Raw genomic sequence first — 15,950 nt, 5'->3', positions numbered from 1 at the left:
AAGGCGGGGCGCAGAAAAGCCCCGCCAGCTTTTATGGCGCCACATTCTTCAGCCAGCCGCGCATGGAAGGCTGCGGCAGGCCCACGGGCCAATCCTCCCGCGCGCAGGGGAAGAAACGCTCCGTGCGGGCATAGATCAGGATATCCGGCGCAAACTGCTCAATATCCTTGAAATTGAAATCGCACGAGCCATTCACCTCATGCGAGGCGTGCATCCAGCCCACCACGCTGACATCCGAATTCACGAACAGACCCGCCCACAGACCGGCCGTGAACGAATCCCCCATAATGAGCACGCGCGGCCCGGCCTTCGCATAATCATAGGCGATGGAACGGAAGGCCGGATGTTCATTATGGTGTTGGAGGGCTGGGTCCGGCCGCGGCATGGAAGAGCGCATCTTCACGCGCACCCCATATTGCGTGGTCTCGATATTTGGCGGCATGCGCATGGTGCGCAGCAAATCGCCGGAGGGAATCGAGATGGCCGGCCCAACCACCTCATTCACATCCACCTGCCAATCGGGGTGACCAACCGCCACCATCGTGGCATTGAAGGCGATGACTGACGAACGGTTATTCCAGTGCGTATCTGTTTGCAGGAAGCGCGGCTTGGGCGCCTCGCGCAGCACCTTGCGCAGATCCACAGCAGTCACCCCCATGGCATGAAGGCCGGCCATGGCGAGATCATATTCCGTGGTGGGATAATCCAGATTCTTCATCCATTCCGGCAGCTCATCCAGCTCCACGGATTGGGCATTGGGCGGCATGGAGACGACAATTTTTGTGCCGCGCGGCCCCAGAATGCGCTGCATCTCGCCCATCATGAAGACGAAGCGTTCCACATCATTCACGCGCAGCAACGCGCCTGCCGACTGCTCCGGCGTGCCCTGCCGCGCCCAGAAGAACTCCCCGTTGCGCCCGACATACACATTGTTGCTGTCAGGGGAATTTACCGCCTCGCGAAAATTGCGCAGAGCAAAGGGGATGGAGGCGCGGAAGCCGAAATTGTCGTTCAGATATTCCCCGGCGATGCGTGTGGCCTGCTGAAAGCGGGTATTCAGATCCGCCGCCGCATTATAGACGGTGCGCGTCTGCCAGCGCCCCAGTGGGTCTGGAATGATGTTGGAGAGCAGCAACAGGCCCGCAATGCCAGCCACGAGCGCACCAAGATAACGGCGATGACGCGAGAGCATTCTCATGATGTCCCTGCCTCAGAACCGGTAATAGAGGAATGGGGTGGAGGTGGTGCCACCCACCCAGATTACGCTCAGCACCATGATGGCGCCGATCAGGGCGAAATCTGCAATGGCGGACATGCGCCCCTCCCCGGAAAACAGCCTGAAGCGCCGCCAGCTCACAAAACCGATGAGCCCGCCGGCAATCAGCGCCACGATCGAAAGCGGATACAGGCCAAAATACAGCGCCATGGACGCACGGTGCAGGCCATTCAGCCCGATCAGCCCCTGGAACATCTGGATGGCGCCATCAAAGGTTTCGGCCCGAAACCAGACCCAGCCCAGCATCACCACCAGAACCGCATAAGCCTGCGAGAGAATGACAGGCAGGCGCTTCAGCAACCGACCCAACCAGGCCCGTTCGATGATGAGGAAAGCGCCATGATGCGCACCCCAGATCACAAAATTCCAGCTTGCGCCATGCCACAGACCACAGAGCAGGAAGACGATGGAAAGGTTGATATAGGTGCGATAGGCGCCCTTCCGGTTCCCGCCTAGCGGAATATAGAGATAGTCCCGCAGGAAGGCAGACAGGCTCATATGCCAGCGCCGCCAGAAATCGGTGATGGAGAGGGCTGTGTAAGGCAGGCGGAAGTTGCGTGGCAGCGCAAAGCCCACCATCACGCCAAGGCCCACAGCCATGGTGGAATAGCCCGCAAAATCGAAATAGATCTGGATGGTGTAGGCATAGAGCCCCAGCCATGCCTCGACGAATGTGGGGTTGGAAGTGGCGTCGAACACACCATCCACCAGCCGCGCAACTTCGTCCGCAATCAACACCTTCCAGCCCAGGCCGATGGCGAACAGACGCGCACCGGCCGAAAAACGCCCCCATGTGGTGCGGCGCTGGGAAAGCTGCCTGGCCACCGTGGAATAACGCACAATGGGGCCCGCCACGAGTTGCGGGAACATGCACATATAAAGCGAGAACTGCGCGAAATCGCGGTTCGCACTCACCTTCCGCTTGTAGATATCCGCCAGATAGGAAATGGCGTGGAAGGAATAGAAGGAGATGCCCAGCGGCAGCCCAATTTTCGGCACAGGAATGTGCGCGCCGCTGGGAGCAATCACGTCATTGATATTCTCGACCAGAAAGCCGGTATATTTGAACACGCCCAACAGCAGCAGATTAAAGGTTGCGCCCTTTATCAACATGCTTTTGCGGGATGCGCCATCACGCCTGTCTATCGCCAGCGCGAGATAATAGTTCACCACAACCGAAGCGAGTAGAATGAGAATATGGGGCGTGTAACCTGCCCCATAGAACACCAGCGAAAAGGCGAGAAAAATATAATTCCGCGTCGCAATGGTCTTCGCGGAAAAATAGCTGACCAGAAACAGCGGAAAAAAATAAAATAGAAATTCAATTGACGCGAACGTCATCCGCCCATTTCCGCCTGTTCAGATTTGCGAGAGGGGACATGCCACCCTTTGCCGTCACATGCAAGCCGGCTGCGGAATAGCCAGCAGATGCGCAACGCCCTTGCCGCCCCGCGCGCCGTGCTTATGCTGCGCCCCAAAGGAGCCTTTCCGCCATGCGCATTGCCACCTGGAACGTCAATTCTATCCGCCAGAGACTCGACCATGCCCTTGCCTGGCTGGAAGAAACACGGCCCGATGTGGTGTGCCTTCAGGAAATCAAATGCCAGACAGAAGCCTTCCCGAAGGAGCCCTTCGAGGCGCTGGGCTATAATGTCGCCGTGCATGGGCAGAAGACCTTCAACGGTGTGGCCATGCTCTCCCGCCTGCCGCTGGAGGATGTGCGCTTCGGACTGCCCGGCAATGATGAGGATGTGCAGGCCCGCTTTATTGAGGCTGTGGTCTCCGTGAAGGGCGGCGTTGTGCGGGTGTGTTGCCTCTATCTGCCCAATGGCAACCCGATTGATACCGAGAAATACCCCTACAAGATGGATTTCATGCGTCGCCTTACCACTCTGGCCGAAGACCGGCTGAAGCTGGAGGAGCCTCTGGTTCTGGCAGGCGATTTCAATGTGATCCCTGCCCCGATTGACGCCGCCAACCCGGAAGCCTGGGCGAATGACGCCCTGTTTCTGCCCCAGACCCGCACGGCCTTCCGCACACTTCTGGATCTGGGTCTGACGGACGCCGTGCGCGCCACCAGCGACGCCGCGCGCCTTTACAGCTTCTGGGATTATCAGGCCGGAGCATGGCAGCGCGATCAAGGTATTCGCATCGACCATCTGCTGTTGTCGCCGCAAGCGGCGGACAATCTGCTGGCGACAGGAATCGACAAGCATGTCCGAGGCTGGGCCAAGCCTTCCGATCATGTGCCGGTGTGGGTGGACCTGTCCATCTCTATCTGAATCAAAATGGCCCGGATGCAGTCGCTCCGGGCCATCTGGCATTTTAGGTGGATGCGCCCGCATGAGGCACCACAGGTGATCGCGCCCGCCCTTCAGCCCCGATCTCGCATCAGGCGGGCCTTGTCGCGCTGCCATGAGCGCTCCTTCAGCACTTCGCGCTTGTCATGGCTCTTGCGGCCTCTGGCCAGCGCCAGTTCCACCTTGGCTCGTCCACGATCATTGAAATAGATCTTCAGCGGCACCACCGTCATGCCATCGCGCTCGACCGCATTGGCCAGCTTGGCGATTTCTTTCTTGTGAAGCAGCAGCTTACGGGCCCGCCGCGTTTCGTGATTGAAGCGGTTGGCCTCCAGATATTCGGGGATATAGGCATTGAACAGCCACATTTCCCCGCCCTTCTGGGCGGCATAGCTCTCGCCAATCGTCGCCTTTCCGGTGCGCAGGCTCTTCACCTCCGTGCCGGTCAACGAAATGCCCGCCTCCATGGCTTCCTTGATTTCATAATCAAAGCGCGCACGCCGGTTATCTGCGGCGATCTTGCGGGGGGTGTCCTTGTTCTTCTGGCTCATGGTCTCGCATATGCTCATATCAGCGCTGGTTTTCAACCTGCGCTGGAAGACGCGGCCACACGCGCCCCATATCAGGCACCCCACCCGGAGGCGCAGAACGGCAGGGTAACCCCCGCCGTCTCCTGAACCTGTGCTACCTGAGCCTCAGCCGATCAGACCGGCATGGACCATGGCCGCACGCACGATTGCCTTGGTGGGCTCAGCCACCCGCACCAGCGGCAGGCGCACCTCATCCCCCATGCGCCCCAAAAGGGAGAGCGCATATTTGGTGGGCGTCGGGTTGGTTTCAACGAACAAGGCCGTATGCAGCGGCATCAGCTTGTCCTGAAGCGCCAGAGCAGTGGTGTAATCACCCGCCAAACAGGCATTCTGGAACTCCGCACACAGGCGCGGGGCCACATTGGCTGTCACCGAAATGCAGCCAAGGCCACCATGCGCCATGAAGCCCATCGCCGTGGCATCCTCACCCGAAAGCTGGATAAAATCCGTCCCCACGGTCTGCCGCTGCAAAGAGGCGCGCGCCATATTGGCCGTCGCATCCTTCACGCCAACGATATTCTTCAGCTCAAACAACCGCGCCATGGTCTCAACAGACATGTCGATCACTGAGCGGCTGGGAATATTGTAGATGAAGATGGGCAGGTCCACCGCCTCGGCGATGGCTTTGAAGTGCTGATAAAGCCCTTCCTGATTCGGCTTGTTGTAATAGGGTGTTACAACAAGCAAGGCATCAGCGCCCACCTTCTGGGCATGCTGACCCAGAGCAATCGCCTCCGCCGTGTTGTTGGAGCCTGCGCCGGCAAGCACCGGCACGCGGCCAGCCGCCTGCTCCACGGCCCAGGCCACAACCTGATTATGCTCGGCGTGGCTCAGCGTGGGGCTTTCGCCCGTCGTGCCCACGGGCACCAGCCCATGTACGCCCTCGGCGATCTGCCAGTCCACAAAATCGCGGAAAGCTTTTTCATCCACCTCACCATCACGGAAAGGGGTGACAAGGGCAGTGAAGGAGCCGCGGTAAGAAGAAGGGGGCGCGATGGGCGACATGGAGAACGCCTTGTGGAGTTTTGGACTTACAGGAATGATCCGCAAGGCGCGCAGGCAACGGCGCGTCCGGCGCGCCGCCTTGCATCACCCAGCAGCATACCGGGCACACCGGCATGAACCCCATCCCATAACCTGTCCCGCGCCATCCGCAAAGCGTTTCCGGCAACATGTCCGCCTCCACGGCCATGTTTTTCCCCGCGAACCTTTACCAGCCCTGCTTTTGCCGCCTTTTCGCAAGAGCATGACGTTTACGGCGTGGCAAGGCCGGTGAAGACTTTAATGTTTCTTCAAGGCCCGTAGAGGAACATCCGGCCCAAATACTCCCTCGACCTCCGAATGTGAGGAAACGTCATGCTGCCAGTTCCGAGCCTGATTTCCGCAAGCATCCTGGCGATGAGCGTCGCCTTGGGCGGCGCGGTGACTGCGGCTTCGGCGGCAACCCCTCTGCCGCCTCACAAGCCGGCCAATCTACGCACAGGCAATAGCGCGGTTGCCAGTGCATCCGGCAATCTGGCTGTCTTCCCCACCCCACGCAGTGCTGTGCTCACCACAGGCAGCGTGCGCACAAGCCAGCCCCTACCCGCCCTCACCTCATCCTCCAGCCTTCCGCGCGGTGAACTTTCCACCCTGAAAAGCGCCGTGAAGTCTGCACGCAATTCACGAGGCAGGGAAGCGCTCGCCACAGCTTCACAGTTGCGGGACCCAGTGGCGAGAACACTGGTGGAATGGCTCGTCATCCGCCATGCCCCGAACGATATGGGCTTTGACAACATCAACGCCTTCCTGAAGGCCAATCCGGGCTGGCCCACCCAATCCACCCTGCGACGCCGGGCGGAGCGTGTGCTGTTTCAAGAGAATCGCGGAGCGGACCGGGCCATTGCCTTTTTTGCCCAGCAGCCTCCCCTCAGCGGTGAAGGCAAGCTCGCGCTGGCTCGTGCACTGCTCCAGAAAGGCAATCGCAAGGACGCTATCGCGTGGGCACGCAGCGCCTGGCGGGAAGATAAGCTGACAGAGAGCTTCGAGAAAACGGCCCTCTCAGAGTTTGGCGGCGCTTTCACCCGTGATGACCACAAAGCCCGCGCCTCTCGCTTCAGTTATGAAAGAGACAGTGGGCGCGCCATGCGCGCGGCGGCGCTTGCCGGCTCGGATGTGGTCGCCCTGACGCGCGCGCAACTGGCCGCCGTGAAGGCATCATCAAGCGCAAACAGCCTGCTTGGCAAAGTGCCTTATGGGCTTCGTGATGAACCCGCCTATCATTATGCCCGCGCGCAGATGCTACGGCGCGCGGACAAGGGGAAAGAGGCGGCCCGCTCTCTACTCGCCGGCGCGGATTCGGCAGACGCCAAGGCGAACCCTGATGCCTGGTGGGTTGAGCGCCGGCGGCTGGCGCGCCATCTCATAGATCATCGCGATCCGCGCACAGCCTATCAGGTGGCGGCCAGTGGCGTGGTGCCGGAATCTGACAATTACCGGGCCGAACAGCAGTTCACAGCCGGCTGGATTGCCCTGCGCTTCATGAATGATCCGCGTACGGCCTCCGCCCATTTTGCGCGTATTGCGCATGGCCAGAAGCATCCCATTGCCCTTGGGCGCGCCTCTTACTGGCAGGGACGCGCGGCCGAGGCCATGGGCAACACCATGTCGGCCCGCAGCCATTACCAGACCGCAGCCAATTATTCCTGGACCTATTATGGCCAGCTGGCGCGCATGCAACTGGGAGCCAAGCCGGTCTCACTGCGTTCCACGCCATCGCCCTCCTTCAGCGACAAACAAACCTTTGCTCGCTTGGAGCCTGTGAAGGCCATTCGCATGCTTTACGCCATTGGTGAGCGGAATATTCCTCTCACCATCTATTATGATCTCGCATGGCGTTTGGGAGATTCCAGCCACATCGCCCTGTTGGCGGATCTGGCTGAGGCCAATAATGATGCGCGTGGCGCACTGGCCGTTGGCAAGGAGGCCGTAGCTGAAGGGCATCCGGTTGAAAGCGACGCCTACCCCATTTTCGGCATGCCCCGTTACAACCCCATTGGCGACCCCGTGGACAAGGCTGCCGTTTACGCCATTGCCAGACAGGAGAGCCACTTCAACCCCAACACCTATTCCAGCGCCAAGGCCATGGGGCTGATGCAGGTGACCCCGGCTGCAGGTCGCCAGGTCGCCAAGATTACTGGCGTGCCTTACAGCCAGAAACGCCTCATGAACGACATGTCTTACAATGTTCAGTTCGGCGCTGCGGAATTGGGCGAGCTGGTACGTGTGTATGATGGCAACTATGTACTGGCGTTTGCCGCCTACAATGCCGGGCGCGGAAATGTCTCGGACTGGATAGAGCTTTACGGAGACCCGCGAGACCCGAAGGTGGATGTCGTGGATTGGGTGGAACTGATCCCGTTCTCCGAAACGCGCAATTATGTGCAACGGGTGATGGAAAACTACCAGAGTTACAAAGCGCGCTTCAATCTCTCGAACGCCCGCCGGATGGAAGCCGATCTACGCGGTGATGTGCGTCGCTGAAACAAGGTTGCGGCAGGTGCTCTCTCGCTCCTGCCGCCCGCACAGTGAGGTGTTGCCGGAGATTTGGACAGGGTGTTCAGCTCATCCCGACCTTGAGGACTGGACGGGAATGAAGGCGACGAGAAAGCGTTACAGCGCGGAGTTCAAGGCGAAGGTGGCGATGGAGGCCATCTGCGGTGAATTGACCTTGGCCGAATTGGCGTCGAAGCACGGCATTCACCACACGATGATCGGAGCGTGGAAGAGGCAGGCGATGGAAGGCATGGCGAGCCTGTTCGATGGTCGCGACCAGACGGCCAGGGCTGCCAGCGAGGCGGAAATCGAGAAATTGCATGCCAAGATTGGGCAATTTCTGGTGGATCGCGATTTTTTGGCGAAAGCCTCCGGTTGTTGATTACCACTGAGAAGTGACCCGGGGCGCGTATAAGTTACCACTGAGAATTGACCCATGTTTCCCTCCCTTCCGGCTGCCAGTCGGAGGGTCTTGGAGTGATCGACATGGACTTACTCAGTGTGATCCGCCGGAGGCATTTGCGGCAGAGGATCTCCATTCGGGAGATCAAGAGGCGAACCGGCCTGTCCCGCAATACCATCCGCAAATATCTGCGCTCCGATGCGGTTGAGCCCAGCTTCAAGGTTCCGTTGCAGCCTAGGGTCAGGACCTATTGATTTTGGCTGACGGCCGTGATTCAGGCTTTGTGAGCAGGAGCCTGAGTGATGAGTCATTTGTTTTGGCTGACGGAGGAGCAAATGGCTCGTCTTCAGCCCTATTTCCCCAAGAGCCATGGCCGCCAGCGCGTTGATGATCGGCGCGTTCTGAGCGGCATCATCTTCGTCAACCGCAACGGGCTCAGGTGGTGCGATGCGCCGAAGGAATATGGCCCGGCGAAGACGCTTTATAACCGCTGGAAACGCTGGGGCGACAAGGGCATCTTTATCCAGATGATGGAAGGCTTGGCTGTGCCTGAAGCCGCAGAGCACAAGACCATCATGATCGACGCGACCTATCTGAAGGCCCACCGCACTGCTTCCAGCCTGCGGGTAAAAAAGGGGGCGCGGGCCGCCTGATTGGGCGCACGAAAGGTGGCATGAACACCAAGCTTCATGCCGTAACGGATGCGAGTGGTCGCCCGATCAGTTTCTTTATAACGGCCGGCCAGGTCAGCGATTACACCGGTGCTGCCGCCTTGCTTGATGAGCTTCCCAAGGCCAAATGGCTGTTGGCCGACCGTGGATACGATGCCGACTGGTTTCGTGACGCTTTACACGCAAAGGGGATCACTCCCTGCATTCCGGGTCGGAAATCCCGCAACAAGACCATCAAATACGACAAACGCCGCTACAAACGGCGTAACCGGATCGAGATCATGTTCGGGCGTCTCAAAGACTGGCGACGCGTTGCTACGCGTTACGACAGGTGCCCAATGGCCTTTCTCTCCGCCATCGCTCTCGCTGCGACCGTTATCTTCTGGCTATGAGCAATGTGTCCTGAACCTAGAGGACACGCCGGACATTCTGCCGAGCGCCTCGGCGATCTATGCAAAGAAGGTTTCTGCCCTGACCGAAGCGCTCAACCGCAAGGAAGAGCGGCAAGAAGCGGCAGAGACATTGCGTGGCCTGATCGAGAAGATTTTGCTCACGCCGGGGCCTGAACGCGGCGAGATTTACGCGACACTGCACGGCGAACTCGGCACGATCCTCAACTGGACAGAGCAGCAAGCCATTGGAAACAGTGCCAAAACAACAAAACCCGCAGCGGATGCTACGGGTTTGTCGTTATCAGTGGTTGCGGGGGTAGGATTTGAACCTACGACCTTCAGGTTATGAGCCTGACGAGCTACCGGGCTGCTCCACCCCGCGTCAAAGCCAGTTGTCTGGGCCAGTTGTGGCCGCCGTCTGGCGTGGCGCTTATGTAGCAACGCCCCTCGAAAAAGGAAAGAGGGGCGAGACAAAAAACTGTCACAGCCCCTCTCAAGCTGTGGATAGATATATCGGAAATGCCGCAGTAACCCTGATGAGCACTCGATTGTTGGCCTGCTAAAAAATACGCGGCAAAAAATCTGGCTCACGCCAATCCCACGACTTCTTGCTCCATTGGCGCGTCACCGGACATCCAACTGAGTCTTTTCTCTACTCCCCCAAACGCCCCAGATGCCGGATCGGACGCCCCGCCAGCACATTCTCCTCAATATCCTCCAGCGCCGCTCCCTTTGTCTCAGGCACGAACGCCATTCCGATGATGACTGAGGCCACGCAAACGATAAGGAAAAGCAGGAGCACTCCTGAAAGACCGATCCACCCTACAAAGGACAGGAAGGTGAAAGCGACCAGCATATTGAAGAGCCAGCTGGTTGCTGAAGCCGCAGCAATGCCCGCCTCTCGCACAGCCGAGGGAAAAAGTTCAGACATCAGCACATAAGGCAGTGGGCCAAGGCTCATCGCAAACGCCCAGATATAGGCTCCAAGCCCCAGGAGCCCCAGCATGGGCAGGTTCAGAGCTGCTCCAGCAAGAGTCGCGCCCAACCCCAGAGCCATGATGAGAGACCCGTAAATCAGCAAGGGCCGACGCCCAATGCGATCAACCAGCAGAATGGCCAATATGGTCGCACACACATTGATGAAGCCCAGCGCTGACGTTGCCATGATGGCCGCTCCATCCCCGGAGAAGCCGAGCTGCTCAAAAATATGGGGGGCATAATAAAGAATGCCGTCAATGCCGCTCAGATTCTGCAACACGAACAGCAAGCCGCATAAAATGAAAACCGCCAGAACGCTCTTGCGTCGCAACAGGGCGAAGAAGGCTTGCCTCTCCGCGCGCGCGGCCTCTTCAGCGGAAGCCAACCCTATGCGCCCCTCTTTGAAAGAGGAACGACTTTCGGGCAGGAGCAAAACGACGGGCACCCCCAGAAGATTGGGTACAATCCCCATGACCAGAACGCTCGACCATGCCCATTGTGGGAAGGCCAGCGGCACCGCATAGGCCGCCAGAATACCGACTGTCACAGCAAGTTGAAAAACGGAAACCACACCACCGCGATATCTTGGAGGCGTCAGTTCCGCCGCATACATGGGAGCAACCATGGAAACCAGGCCGATGGCTATTCCAATACCCGCGCGCGCAACCAACAATATAGTCAGGTCAGGCGCAGTGAACAGGACTGAATAGGCGCAGCAGGCCAGCAGAAATGCCGCCAACATAAGCTGACGGCGACCAAACTTTCGCGCCAACATACTGGCGGCAATTGCTCCGACAAAGGCTGATCCTGGCACGCATGCAACTATTGCCTGCTGCCACTCCACTCCTATGCCAAAGCCATCCTGTAATTGGCTCAGAACTCCCGCAATAGATGCAGTTCCATAACCGAAGGTTGCTCCAGAGAAAGCAACCATAGACACGACCAGTGCGAGAGGAGCTGTGCGCAATGCCTCGATCCTTCAAACAAAGACTGGAACCAATCTGCGAGTGAAACGTATATTGAGAAGACACGTTCTCACAAATGAGATCCGACGCACAGTTTCATTTCGTTTCTCTCATCCCCCCAGACTGGACCGCTCCCCATGAATAGCGACATGCCCCCGGCCCAAGCCGCCCACACCAGCCATCAGGAGGAGCTCGCAATTCGTGGGGGAAAGCCCGTCCGCACCCTGCCCTTGCCTTGGGAGTTGCCAGGTGCCCACTGGATTGATGAGGAAGAACGCGCGCTTGTGGATCAAGTCGTCAAAGCCCGCAGCCCGTTCCGTTTTTATGGGCCAGACCTTCAGCATATGGTGGACAGGCTGGAGCAGGAATGGTGCGAAACCTATGGCCACCCGCACGCTCTGGCGGTTTCATCCGGCACGGCGGCGCTCTCCATTGCCATGTCAGCTCTGGAACTGGGACCGGGTGATGAAGTGCTGGTACCAGGCTATTTATGGGTCAGTTGCGTCGCTGCCATTGTCCGCACCGGAGCCATTCCGCGGCTGGTGGATATAGACGACAGCTTCTGCATGGACCCGGAGGACCTGGCCCGAAAGATCGGCCCCCACAGCCGCGCCGTGCTGTGTGTGCATATGAGCGGCGCTCCTGGCCATATCGACCAGATTGCAGCTATTTGTCAGGCCCACGGCCTGAAACTGATTGAGGATTGCGCACAGGCCGCCGGTGCCAGCTTCAAAGGCACGCCGGTCGGGCGTTTTGGCCACGTAGCCATTTTCAGCTTCCAGCTCAACAAGAACATGACTTCCGGCGAAGGCGGCCTGCTGGTTTGCAAGGATGATGTACTGTTCGAACGGATCGTCGCCCTGCATGATCTGGGCTATCCGCGCACGGAAGAAGGCCGGCTGGATACGATACGGGAAGACTGCCAGCTGTGGGGATATGGCGCTCGCATGTCCGAACTTGCAGGAGCCATGGCTCTGGCCCAGAAGCGCAAGTTGCCAGCCATTACCGGGGCCATGCGCAATGCCAAATGGCGGATAAGGGATGGTATTCAGGGGCTGAACGGTCTTTCCTTCCGCCATGTGCCAGACCCGGCAGGCGACAGCGGCCCCTTTCTTCTCATGCAACTGGCAGATAGCCACACTGCCGACTGGTTTGTGGAAGCACTGCGCGCGGAAGGGATTGTGGGGCCAGCCGGAAGCCTGGCCTGCATCACCATGCGCCAGTGGGGCCTGCACTGGTATTGCAACATTCCCAGCCTTGTCGAACGCCGTTCCAACTCGCGGGATGGCTTTCCCTGGACCCATCCGGCCAACAGTTTCGCGAATGGCTACAGCTATGAGGCAGGCACCCTGCCCGTTTGTGACGAGATGAGGGAACGGGGTGTCATTCTCACTATCGCCTCTGTCCTGACCGATCAGGACGTGGAGGATGTCATCCATGCCATACGCAAGGTGGCCGGCGCGCTTCCACACGCCTGAACACACATAAAACGGGGGGAAGCGCATGATCTATATAGTCGCCGCAGTTGCCGGCATTGCAGGCTTTCTGTTCGGATTTGATGAGGGGATCATCGCGGGTGCGCTTCATTTGCTGCGTGCCCAATTCCCCATTTCTCCACTGCATGAGGGGCTTATGACCTCCGCTGTGCCTCTGGGGGCGCTGTTCGGGGCTCTCGTTGCCGGGTCTGCCGTGGAGCGTTATGGCAGAAGAACCATGCTGCTGTTTGCAGCCCTTCTGTTTGCCGCAGGCGCCCTGCTCTCTTCTGCCACCATTGCCATCTGGATGCTGAGCCTCGCGCGGCTCATTCTCGGCTTTGCCGTTGGCATCGCTGCACTGGTGGCTCCGCTCTATATCTCCGAGAGCGCCCCGCCGAAAAAACGCGGCATGCTGGTCTCCATCTATCAGCTTGCGATCACGCTGGGCATCTTGGGAGCCTATCTGGCGGGCTATGGCTTTTCGGATTCATGGCGCACCATGTTCCTGCTGGGCGTGGTGCCCGGTGTGGCGCTTTTCGCCAGCATGTGGCTGATGCCGGAAACACCACGCTGGCTTGCCGCGCAAGGTCGTACGGGGCAGGCCCAGGCCGTGCTCAGCCGTTTGCGGGCAGCTCCTCCGCAAAGCCCCATCATTCAGACCGAGATGGCCGAAATCACCCGCACCGCGACCAGTGATGCCCCGCGCGGTAAATGGGCAGATCTGTTCGGCCCTGTTGCCCGCCCCGCCCTTATCGTTGGCATCGGGCTTTTCTTTCTCCAGCAACTCAGCGGCATCAACGCCGTCATCTATTATGCGCCTGAAATTTTTCGGGAGGCGGGATTTGACACCGGCTCCAGCCGCCTCTTGGCCAGCGTCGGCATTGGTCTCGTCAATGTTCTGATGACCCTTGTCGGCATGGCGCTGATTGACCGGATCGGCCGGTGTAAACTGTTGCTCATCGGCTTCACTGGCACCGCACTGAGCCTCGGCATGATAGCCATTGGCGCAGCCACGGAAGCACAATCTCTGGATATGGTCGCGCTGGTGGGGCTGGTTATCTATATCGGCGCGTTTGCAGCCAGCCTTGGCCCTTTGCCCTGGGTCATGATGTCTGAAATATTTCCGCAGAATGTCCGCGGCCTTGGCATGAGCGCCGCCACTCTGGCCAATTGGGGCTTCAATTTTCTGGTCGTCTTTTCCTTCCCGGTCCTCATTGCGCATATCGGGCTGGGCGGCATCTTCACCATTTATGCCATGGCATGCCTTGCCGGCATTCTGTTCACCCTGCGCACAGTGCCCGAAACCAGCGGCATTCCGCTGGAGGAGATTGAGAGCCACCTCAAATCGGGCAGGCCCTTCCGCGAACTGGGGAGCCCGGCCTGATGAAGCCCTCCGCGACAGATCCGCAACTGAAAGAACTTGTTGCGCAAATCATTCCCTTCAGCCCCTATCGCCGCAAGTTGGTCGGAATGGAGCCGGACATCACCCGCATCGCCCTGATGAACCACCAGATTCGCCAGGCGCTGGAACAACTTCTGGCCAGACGCGAGCAGGCTGGCCGCACTCTGGCGCCCTTAAACCGGCAGGATCTGGGGCCGGATGCCAGGCTGTTCTCAGAATTTCTGGAATATATCCATTTCGCCTCCCCCGCCTTTCTGACGCGTGTCGGCGAAGGGCCTTTGGCTCGGAACAAGGAAGGGCTGGCGCATGACTGAAGCCGCCTCCTGTGATGTCTGCATCGTTGGCACCGGCGCTGGTGGCGGCATGCTGGCCTATAAGCTCGCCAAAGCCGGCCTCAATGTTGTTTCGCTGGAACAGGGTGGACAATTGCCGGATGACTACTTCCAGAATACGGCCCCACCCGGAGCCGTACGCGATTTCGGCATTAGCCCGGATACGCGCTGGCCGAGTGATCCGCACGATAGCCTCTTCATTCACCCCCTGTTCGCTGATGGGCAGGAAGGTTCCACCGCTCGCCCCAGAAATGGCTTTCGCCATTTTCAGGTTCTGGCGGTTAATGGCCTTCAAAATTTATGGAATGGGGTGAGCGTACGTTTTGCACCGCGTGATTTTGAGCGCTGGCCGATTGTTTATGAAGATCTGGCCCCGGCCTATGAGGCCGTAGAGCGGCGCATCATCGTGTGTGGCACGCAAGAGAATATCCCGGAATTGCCGGATGGTGTCTTCGTGCCGCCCAAGCCTCTGCGCCCGGCAGACCATATGGTTATCAATGCCGTGAAGGCTCTGGGCGAAGCCGATGCGCACGCCATTCCCAACCGCAAGGCCATAGATACCCGCCCCGGACAGGAGCGCAGCTGCATTTCAACCGGCATCTGCACATCTGGCTGTCCTGTTGGGGCGGTTTACAAATTCACCAGCCGCCTGTTGCCGGAAATCCGCCTGCTACCGAACTATGAGCTGCGCACACATGCCAAAGTGGTGCGGCTGGCGCGCAAGCCGGGAAGTCGCCAGCTTTCTGGCGTGGAATATATTGATACCGCATCAGGGGAGCGGCGCTTCTTGAAGGCTGGTATTGTTGTGCTGGCAACCGGAGCGATCGAAACGCCACGCATTCTGTTCAACTCCGCAGACGAAGAGGCCCCATCCGGCCTTGCGAACCACTCCGGCCGTTTGGGCCAAGGTTTGCAGGATAACCCCAAATCCGTCCTTTCCACCTCGCTTTGGCGACTGTGGGGCAAGCGGCGCAATTATGATATTGGCTATGGAGATCTTCTCATCCTCATGGCCCGCGCAAAGCTGAAGGATGGCGGCAGTTTCCCCTTCATTGGCCACGCCATTCACGGCATTCCCGATATTCCCCATTATCTGCCAGCCATGGCGCGCTTCCCCGCCTTCATGAAGGAGCCTTTGGCCCGCATGCTGTTTCACAGCTATGTGACGCTGGGCCTGTTCTGCGCCGGTGAGGCACGACCTGAAAACCGGGTGCGACCGGCAAGCAGCACAGATCGGCATGGCGTACGACAGGTGGCCGTGGATTTTGCCGTTCCGCCCACGGCATATGAGCAGATGGATGCAATGACAGCCTGGGGCCGACGCGTGCTGAAGGGGGCTTCATCCACGCTGATTTCCACCTCGCATGATAATTCAGGCACCGGAATCCATTATGCCGGCACCACAGGAATGTCGGAAAATCCGCAGGCTGGCATTGTGAACGCCAATCTACGCAGCCATGACATCGACAATCTCTATATCTGTGATGGCGGCGTTGTTCCTCACCTGCCGGACAAACACCTGACCCTGACCATCATGGCTCTGGCTCATCGGCTGGGCGACCACCTGGCTGCAAGAGCAGGCCCAGAACAGGGAGGGAGCAACTGAGCGTGCTCCCGCTCCACTTATACGTC

12 protein-coding genes, 1 tRNA gene and 2 pseudogenes are annotated in these 15,950 nt (G+C 59.1%); 9 read left to right on the top strand and 6 right to left on the bottom strand.

The annotated features are described in order from the left end of the window. Positions 1 to 31 precede the first annotated feature (31 nt). Both ACT6QH_RS00940 and ACT6QH_RS00935 read right to left on the bottom strand, forming a co-directional pair. Positions 32 to 1,198: an alginate O-acetyltransferase AlgX-related protein gene (locus ACT6QH_RS00940; protein ID WP_444972939.1), complete on the bottom strand. Its 1,167-nt coding sequence runs from the start codon at positions 1,196 to 1,198 to the stop codon at positions 32 to 34. A 12-nt stretch (positions 1,199 to 1,210) separates the two neighbouring features. Then, on the bottom strand, positions 1,211 to 2,617 hold the full coding sequence (locus ACT6QH_RS00935) for an MBOAT family O-acyltransferase (RefSeq protein ID WP_444972938.1): 1,407 nt from the start codon (positions 2,615 to 2,617) through the stop codon (positions 1,211 to 1,213). A 152-nt stretch (positions 2,618 to 2,769) separates the two neighbouring features. On the opposite strand from ACT6QH_RS00935, the gene xth reads away from it, so the two are divergent. Next, entirely contained in the window at positions 2,770 to 3,558 is a 789-nt protein-coding gene (xth, locus tag ACT6QH_RS00930; RefSeq protein ID WP_444972937.1) for an exodeoxyribonuclease III, read from the top strand. A gap of 92 nt (positions 3,559 to 3,650) precedes the next feature. On the opposite strand, the gene smpB is transcribed toward xth, so the two are convergent. Together smpB and dapA are read right to left on the bottom strand one after the other, a co-directional pair. Further along, positions 3,651 to 4,127, bottom strand: a complete 477-nt coding sequence (gene smpB / locus ACT6QH_RS00925) for an SsrA-binding protein SmpB (protein ID WP_444972936.1) — start codon at positions 4,125 to 4,127, stop codon at positions 3,651 to 3,653. A gap of 144 nt (positions 4,128 to 4,271) precedes the next feature. After that, positions 4,272 to 5,171 (bottom strand): 4-hydroxy-tetrahydrodipicolinate synthase, encoded by a 900-nt coding sequence (dapA, locus tag ACT6QH_RS00920; RefSeq protein WP_444972935.1) that lies wholly within the window; start codon positions 5,169 to 5,171, stop codon positions 4,272 to 4,274. A 351-nt stretch (positions 5,172 to 5,522) separates the two neighbouring features. Between dapA and ACT6QH_RS00915 the strand changes: the two genes are divergently transcribed. The 4 genes and pseudogenes from ACT6QH_RS00915 to ACT6QH_RS00900 all read left to right on the top strand — a co-directional run bounded on the left by ACT6QH_RS00915 (position 5,523) and on the right by ACT6QH_RS00900 (position 9,166). Further along, on the top strand, positions 5,523 to 7,688 hold the full coding sequence (locus tag ACT6QH_RS00915) for a lytic transglycosylase domain-containing protein (RefSeq protein ID WP_444972934.1): 2,166 nt from the start codon (positions 5,523 to 5,525) through the stop codon (positions 7,686 to 7,688). 109 nt (positions 7,689 to 7,797) lie between these two features. After that, positions 7,798 to 8,067 (top strand): annotated as a pseudogene (locus ACT6QH_RS00910) (transposase); the annotation flags it as partial. Between the two features lie 119 nt (positions 8,068 to 8,186). Then, a pseudogene (locus ACT6QH_RS00905) lies at positions 8,187 to 8,339 on the top strand (IS21 family transposase); the annotation flags it as partial. Between the two features lie 66 nt (positions 8,340 to 8,405). Further along, positions 8,406 to 9,166 (top strand): IS5 family transposase gene (locus tag ACT6QH_RS00900; protein WP_444972956.1). Its coding sequence is split into 2 segments (ribosomal slippage): positions 8,406 to 8,730 and positions 8,730 to 9,166, totalling 762 coding nucleotides; the frame shifts between segments, so codons are not numbered across the junction. A 305-nt stretch (positions 9,167 to 9,471) separates the two neighbouring features. Here the strand turns inward: ACT6QH_RS00900 and ACT6QH_RS00895 are convergent. Together ACT6QH_RS00895 and ACT6QH_RS00890 are read right to left on the bottom strand one after the other, a co-directional pair. Continuing rightward, a tRNA-Met gene (locus ACT6QH_RS00895) sits at positions 9,472 to 9,548 on the bottom strand. 270 nt (positions 9,549 to 9,818) lie between these two features. Continuing rightward, positions 9,819 to 11,078 carry an MFS transporter gene (locus ACT6QH_RS00890; RefSeq protein ID WP_444972933.1) on the bottom strand — a complete coding sequence of 420 codons (1,260 nt, stop codon included), beginning with the start codon at positions 11,076 to 11,078 and terminating at the stop codon, positions 9,819 to 9,821. Between the two features lie 168 nt (positions 11,079 to 11,246). On the opposite strand from ACT6QH_RS00890, the gene ACT6QH_RS00885 reads away from it, so the two are divergent. The 4 genes from ACT6QH_RS00885 to ACT6QH_RS00870 are packed head-to-tail and all read left to right on the top strand — an operon-like array spanning position 11,247 to position 15,924. Beyond that, positions 11,247 to 12,587: a DegT/DnrJ/EryC1/StrS family aminotransferase gene (locus ACT6QH_RS00885; protein WP_444972932.1), complete on the top strand. Its 1,341-nt coding sequence runs from the start codon at positions 11,247 to 11,249 to the stop codon at positions 12,585 to 12,587. 25 nt (positions 12,588 to 12,612) lie between these two features. Then, a complete protein-coding gene (locus tag ACT6QH_RS00880) occupies positions 12,613 to 13,968 on the top strand; it encodes a sugar porter family MFS transporter (protein ID WP_444972931.1) in 1,356 nt (451 codons plus the stop codon). After that, complete coding sequence (locus ACT6QH_RS00875) at positions 13,968 to 14,300, top strand: hypothetical protein (RefSeq protein ID WP_444972930.1); 333 nt, start codon at positions 13,968 to 13,970, stop codon at positions 14,298 to 14,300. Before ACT6QH_RS00880 ends, ACT6QH_RS00875 begins: the two co-directional genes overlap by 1 nt. Further along, positions 14,293 to 15,924 (top strand): GMC oxidoreductase, encoded by a 1,632-nt coding sequence (locus ACT6QH_RS00870; RefSeq protein WP_444972929.1) that lies wholly within the window; start codon positions 14,293 to 14,295, stop codon positions 15,922 to 15,924. The genes ACT6QH_RS00875 and ACT6QH_RS00870 overlap by 8 nt, the downstream gene beginning before the upstream one ends. Positions 15,925 to 15,950 lie beyond the last annotated feature (26 nt).

Source organism: Haloleucobacter albus (genome assembly GCF_052492075.1).
The sequence above is the reverse complement of the archived record's forward strand: the minus strand, read 5'-3'. Positions and strand labels throughout refer to the sequence as shown.